The organism is Anaerofustis stercorihominis DSM 17244 (assembly GCF_000154825.1).
GTDB lineage: Bacteria > Bacillota > Clostridia > Eubacteriales > Anaerofustaceae > Anaerofustis > Anaerofustis stercorihominis.
Map to the genome: position 1 here is coordinate 96,840 of NZ_DS560017.1, position 6,316 is coordinate 103,155.

Annotated in this window: 5 protein-coding genes; 2 read left to right on the forward strand and 3 right to left on the reverse strand. The window is 38.0% G+C overall.

All coding sequences use genetic code 11. The annotated features are described in order from the left end of the window. Positions 1 to 173: 173 nt before the first annotated feature. Both mgtE (ANASTE_RS03770) and mgtE (ANASTE_RS03775) read left to right on the forward strand, forming a co-directional pair. The gene (gene mgtE, locus ANASTE_RS03770) at positions 174 to 1,511 is read left to right on the forward strand and encodes a magnesium transporter (protein ID WP_007049621.1); all 1,338 of its coding nucleotides are present in this window, start codon (positions 174 to 176) and stop codon (positions 1,509 to 1,511) included. 12 nt (positions 1,512 to 1,523) lie between these two features. Continuing rightward, positions 1,524 to 2,855, forward strand: coding sequence for a magnesium transporter (gene mgtE / locus ANASTE_RS03775; RefSeq protein WP_007049622.1), 1,332 nt, complete (start codon positions 1,524 to 1,526; stop codon positions 2,853 to 2,855). Between the two features lie 125 nt (positions 2,856 to 2,980). On the opposite strand, the gene ANASTE_RS03780 is transcribed toward mgtE (ANASTE_RS03775), so the two are convergent. The 3 genes from ANASTE_RS03780 to ANASTE_RS03790 form a co-directional block, all read right to left on the reverse strand. After that, complete coding sequence (locus ANASTE_RS03780) at positions 2,981 to 4,627, reverse strand: nucleoside kinase (RefSeq protein ID WP_007049623.1); 1,647 nt, start codon at positions 4,625 to 4,627, stop codon at positions 2,981 to 2,983. Continuing rightward, a complete protein-coding gene (locus ANASTE_RS03785) occupies positions 4,620 to 5,165 on the reverse strand; it encodes a Holliday junction resolvase RecU (RefSeq protein ID WP_007049624.1) in 546 nt (181 codons plus the stop codon). The genes ANASTE_RS03780 and ANASTE_RS03785 overlap by 8 nt, the downstream gene beginning before the upstream one ends. A gap of 73 nt (positions 5,166 to 5,238) precedes the next feature. Then, a complete protein-coding gene (locus tag ANASTE_RS03790) occupies positions 5,239 to 6,153 on the reverse strand; it encodes a hypothetical protein (RefSeq protein WP_007049625.1) in 915 nt (304 codons plus the stop codon). Positions 6,154 to 6,316 lie beyond the last annotated feature (163 nt).

Sequence of the window (6,316 nt, forward strand, 5' to 3'; positions counted from 1 at the left end):
ATTAGATAAATAAAGAAAAGGTGGTGAAGAAAATGGATGCGGGAAGTAGTATCAGCACTGAACCCGGAGGGCGTATTATAATCAGTTTAGGACGTACTGCTTTAAAAGTGCGTTCATTTTCGAGCTAATTAAATATACTCCTAAGGTTTAGTTTTAGCATTCAATTCAAAAACATGAACAAAGGAGAATTAATATTAAAACTTTTAGATAGTCGTGACTTCAGAAGGATCAAAGATGTACTAAAAGAAATGAATTTTGCGGATATTGCTCTTCTTTTTAATGAAATCCCATTGGAAGACATTCCGCTTATTTTTCGTGTTTTGCCAAAAGACACGGCAAGCGATGTATTTGCGGAACTTGATAACGATATCCGGGAATATCTTATAAAGTCTTTCAGCGATGATGAATTAAGAGAAGTTTTGGATTTATTATTTGTAGATGATACCGTAGACATAATAGAAGAAATGCCTGCAAGTGTCGCAAAGAGGATATTAAAGCATACGGACTATAAAACCAGAAAGCAGATAAATGAGATCCTAAAGTATCCCGAAGACAGTGCGGGAAGCATCATGACTACGGAGTTTGTATCTTTGAGAAAAGATATGGACGTATATGATGCATTTTTAAAAATCAAAGCAACCGGTATAGACAAGGAAACTATCTATACCTTATACGTCACGGACTCTAAAAAGAAACTTATCGGACTCGTTTCCACTAAGGATCTTCTTTTATCCGATATGGAAGATAAAATAGAAGATATAATGGAAACAAACATTATTTATGCAAATACTCTTGAAGACAGGGAAGAGGTCGTTAAGCTTTTTCACAAGTACGACTTGCTTGCTATACCCGTTGTGGATAATGAAAAGAGGCTCATCGGTATCATAACCGTCGATGACGTTATCGACGTAATCGTTGAAGAGGATACCGAAGACTTTGAAAAAATGGCTGCCATGACTCCCAGTGAAGATACTTATTTTAAGACTTCCGTCTTTACTCATGCAAAGAAGAGATTTGGCTGGCTGTTGTTTTTGATGTTATCCGCGACTTTTACCCAAACGATAATCACTCACTACGAACTGGCTTTTGCCGTCGTTCCGATTTTGGCTTCGTTCATTCCGATGATAAGCGATACCGGAGGAAACTGCGGTTCTCAGAGTGCGACCATGGTTATAAGGGGGATGTCTCTGGATGAGATAAAACCCAAAGATATATTAAAGGTAGTAAAAAAGGAAAGTGCCATATCCATAATGGTGGGGGTAGTTTTAAGCCTTGTCAACGGACTTAGGATAATCCTTACTTATCACAATATTACTTTGGCTATAGTCCTTGGGCTTACGCTGATATGTACCGTCTTTATGTCAAAGATACTTGGTTGTATCCTTCCGATTTTGGCAAAGATAATTAAAGTAGACCCGGCGGTCATGGCATCTCCGCTTATTTCAACGGTGGTAGATGCGTGTTCTCTGATAATATATTTTAATATTGCAATGAACATATTACACATTTAAAGGAGGGGTAAGATGGAAGAAAAAATATTAAGACTGTTAAATGAAAGACGTTTTTATGAACTGAAAAAATTCTTGGAAACGCTGAATCCAAACGATATAGCACCTCTCTTTGACGAAATACCCATGGAGGATGTGCTCATAATCTTCAGGCTGCTTCCTAAGGAGACTGCCGCAGAGACTTTTGTTGAAATAGATAACGACAATCAGGAATATCTTATAAGGGCTTTCAGTGATGAAGAACTTAAAGAAGTACTTGATTTATTATTCGTAGACGATACGGCGGACCTTGTAGAGGAAATGCCTGCAAATGTGGCGAAGAGAGTACTCAAACATACCGATGTAAAGACAAGGAAGCTAATAAACGAAATACTTAAATATCCCGAAGATAGTGCGGGAAGCATCATGACTACGGAGTTTGTGTCTTTAAGAAAAGATATGACCGTCCTTGAAGCTCTTAATAAAATAAAGGCTACGGGGGTAGACAAAGAAACTATATACACATGCTACGTTACGGATAAGACCAAAAAGCTCATCGGACTTGTTTCCACCAAGGATATCCTTCTTTCCGATATGGACGAGATGATCGAGGATATAATGGAGACAAACTTCATTTATACTCATACCTTGGCGGACAGAGAAGACGTAGTGAAGATGTTCGATAAATACGATTTACTTGCCGTTCCCGTAGTAGATAAAGAAGACAGGCTTATAGGTATCATAACCGTAGACGATGCCATCGACGTAATCAGAGAAGAAAACACAGAGGACTTCGAAAAAATGGCAGCTATGATGCCAAGTGACGAAAGTTACTTCAAGACTCCCGCTTTCACTCATGCCAAGAACAGGATAATGTGGCTGTTGTTTTTGATGTTATCCGCGACCATGACTCAAGCGGTGATAACGCACTATGAAGCGGCTTTTGCGACAGTTCCTCTTCTCGTTGCCTTTATACCTATGATAACGGGGACAGGGGGGAACTGCGGTTCACAAAGCTCGACGATGATTATCCGTGGTCTTGCCCTTGATGAAATTGAGCCTAAAGACGTATTCAAAGCCATGCTCAAAGAAGGGGAAATAGGACTTCTTGTGGGTGTTTCTCTTGCGATAGTAAACGGGATTAGGATAATAATCTTCTATCACGATACTATTCTTGCATTGGTACTCGGTATCACTTTGATAGCGACTATCATAATGGCGAAACTTATGGGGTGTATCCTGCCCATAGCGGCAAAAAAATTGAAGCTGGACCCTGCGATAATGGCGGCTCCGCTTATTACGACCCTTGTTGATACTTGTTCCATCCTCGTATATTTCAACGTTGCACTTAAAATAATGAATTTATAAGGGGCTTAGGCCCTAAAAAACAAAGGTATTAGGATTTTCCTAATACCTTTTCTTGTGTAATATTTGCCTTTCTGTTTTTAAGTTTCGCCCTAAGACCCGTTACAAGGGGCAGAGCCCCTTATATATTATTCATAAAAACTCCCGCCGATGAATTCTTTTAAAATAGAAACTCCGGGGATATATTCTTCGTTTTCTATGGTTTTAAAGAAGGATAAGAAATCGAGGAGATGTCTGGCTTCATAGTAATACTTTTCTCCTTTTCCTATTTCCTGTAAAAGAGGATAAGCGTACTTTTTAAGGATAGGTATCTCGTATAACAAAGTGGAATTTATTATATAATCCGCCTGCTCTCTGTATGGGATTATATTTACTTTTTCTCCGCTCCTAACGTCTTCCCACATGCTTATCGTGTCTATCGCTTTTTTGCTCCTTGCATGAGTATCCCTTACTATCCTTCTGAGCATCCTTATTTTTGATGTGGTTATCCTATTGTATTGGTCTATACCCATTACGGTAAAAGGACATATATAAATCTTAAATTTATCCTTATCGGGTATGGAAACGGTCAGTCTTTCGTTGAGTCCGTGGATACCCTCTATTATTATAGGATTATTTTCGCTAACTTTGATTTTTCTTCCGAACTTCTTCCTCGTTCCCGTATGGAAATCAAAGATAGGGATTTCCACTTCTTCTCCGTTTATGAGCTTTAAGAGATGTTCGTTAAAAAGAGAAACGTCTATGGCTTCCAAACACTCGTACATAGGTTTCCCGTCTTCGTCCTTGGGGGTGATGTCTCTGTTTAGGAAATAATCATCGAGACCTATGGTAACCGGGCTTAGCCCCCTTGCCATCAAATGAGTCTGAAGTCTTTTTGATGTGGTGGTCTTTCCGGAAGAAGAGGGGCCTGCTATTAAAATTATCCTCTTTTTATCCTTTGAGGTGATTATCTTATCCGCAGCTTTTGCTATAAGATATTCATGTCTGGCTTCGCTTGCAAGTATAAGCTCCTCAATTTCGTTGTTTTCGATTTTTTTATTGAGGGAAGCTATATTAGTAACCCCCACATCTTTAAGCCACTTATCGAACTCTTCATACTCTTCAAAGAGTTTGGGATTATCAAAAAATTCATGTACCTTATCGGGATGAGTCTTGTCACACCCGAGGAGTATCGCTCCGTGATTGTATTTGATTATGTCAAATACTTTTAAATACCCTGTGGAAGGAAGAAGGTCCCCGTAGAAATATCCGTAAGCCCCTCCAAGCTCGTATAAAGTAAGTATACCGTCTCTTAAGCAGTCTACCAGTTCTTTGTTGGTAAGGAATATATTTTTATCGATAGAGGCTTTCATGTCTTCTCTGGTGGTCTTGAGTTTATTTATGTCATAATTATCTTCTATTATCTTCTTCATTTCATACTTAAGCTTTTTTATATCCTCTTCGCTCAAGTCGCTCTCGTCGGTGTATTCAAAGAAGATACCTCCTCCGAGAGAATATCCTATGGAGATCTCCCTGTCTTTAAAAACCTGCTTTGAACTTACCGCAAGCAGGAACAGCAGGGTCTTTTCATAAATCTTCTTTCCGAGAGAGGAATTTATATACACGAACTCAAAGGTGCTGTCCTTTTTGAATTCATAATTCAAACTTTCGACTACGTTATTAACAAGTCCCCCGACCACAAATCTGTGATTTTCGCTTAAGTCAACTATGTCCTCGATAGTGGTTCCCTCTTTTACTTCTATTTCTTTTTTATTATCTATCAAAAGCTTAATCATTCGTCTTCTCCTTAATCTCAAGATATGTACCTACCCCTTCCAAATAGTGAAGAGGATATTTCGTGTCCGTAAAAATCTCCAAGTCCTTATTGAATGCCTCATAAGGGATCGATTTTCTTCCCCCGTTTTGCGCATCGTTATAATACTTGATAAGAGTTTTCATATCTAAAATATAATATTCATCAAATTTACTGAAGTGAACAAGTAAAAATGCGATACCTCCCTGCATATCGAATTTATCCATAAATTCGACTTGATGAGAGTGGATATTCGCTATGGGCAGGGATTTATGCGTCGTTTCCTTTGCGTCGAAACAAACCGGTATCCCCTGAACATTTCCCATATAGTCTACTGTACTCTTTTCGTCAAAATATGCAAGAGAAATCACGCCTCTTTCATTATCAAGCTTTACGGGCTTGATAGAGGTGGGGATCTTTTGTACGACTGCAAGGTCGTCGTCAAAGTATTCTTTGTTCGTCCTGTTTATCAAATCTTCAAAGTCGCTTCCCCGAAGTCCTCTGGTCTGCCAATATCCCATTTTTTCTCTCCTTATATCTTTACCCTTATTATATTAAAATAAAAAGAAGTTTAAAACTTCTTTTTATCATTTTCTATTCTATTTTATCGTTATTTTTCCTTTTTACTCTAAGTTCTTTTCTTTTTTTCTTCATATTCTTATATTTCTTCTGCCTTAGAGCATATATCACTATCCCGCCGACAATCAGTATAAGTATCCCTCCGCCAAAGAAATATCCGAAAACCGATTCGCCTTCTTTTTCCGTTTGTATTTCAGCAGGCGAAGTCTCTTCCTTCGGTGTCTCTTTCTGCTCTTCCTTTACCTCAGCTTCCTTGTTTTTTTTCGCTGCCAAAGACTTTTTCTTTGCCGCTATTTCGGCAGCATCGGGAACGACAAGGTTTGTTATTGTATAACTGTCTTTTATTTTATTTATCGTGCCTTTATAATTCGAAAGGCTCTTTAAGTAGCAGTCGAGCTGAAGTACGTAAAGTCCTCCGTTGGTGACGGTCAGGTAATAATACCCCGCACTCTTTGCGGATTTACCTTTGTAATAACATTTCCAAGCAGGTATCCCGCTTAACTTGGACTTTGAGACTTCAAAAGAATATTCGCTTTTCGCGTCCCCCAAAATATCTTTGAAATATTTTGTGATATATTTTTTATCGTTCCAAGTATCTTTTGTATACTGACTTTCTATATAAACCTCTTCTCTTAAAAGTTCATCCTTGGAAAGTTTTTTTTCGCTTAAAGTATCTTCATATATGTCACCGTAGACTATTCTCGCCGTCAAATAGAAATTAACGGGGAATTCTCTTGCGTTTTCGCTCAGTTTTTCCATGTTTTTCTTCGCAGAAGAAGGAAGCTTCATGCTGACATGAAGCTTTTCGTTTGTGTAAGTTTTATATTTTTCTGCTCCCCAGATATAAGGCGATACGGCGCCTAAAACCATTAATACAGCAAGGACAGCGACAATTATCCTGGCTATTAACTGTCTTGTTTTTGGCTTCATAATATACTCCCGTTATTGATATTATGACTTATATTATCATAATTTTTCTTTTTTGTAAAGGAACAACGACTAAAGACTATATAGCTTTAAAATTTGATAATCATATTGAAAAGATACTTTATGCGTTTTATTTTTTTGTTATTAAACATTTAAAAAGTATTTT

What these genes read in the sequence shown, in the direction of transcription:
- ANASTE_RS03790 (WP_007049625.1), bottom strand. Translation starts at nt 6,153, where the DNA reads ATGAAGCCAAAAACAAGACAGTTAATAGCCAGGATAATTGTCGCTGTC.
- mgtE (WP_007049622.1), top strand. Translation starts at nt 1,524, where the DNA reads ATGGAAGAAAAAATATTAAGACTGTTAAATGAAAGACGTTTTTATGAA.
- ANASTE_RS03785 (WP_007049624.1), bottom strand. Translation starts at nt 5,165, where the DNA reads ATGGGATATTGGCAGACCAGAGGACTTCGGGGAAGCGACTTTGAAGAT.
- ANASTE_RS03780 (WP_007049623.1), bottom strand. Translation starts at nt 4,627, where the DNA reads ATGATTAAGCTTTTGATAGATAATAAAAAAGAAATAGAAGTAAAAGAG.
- mgtE (WP_007049621.1), top strand. Translation starts at nt 174, where the DNA reads ATGAACAAAGGAGAATTAATATTAAAACTTTTAGATAGTCGTGACTTC.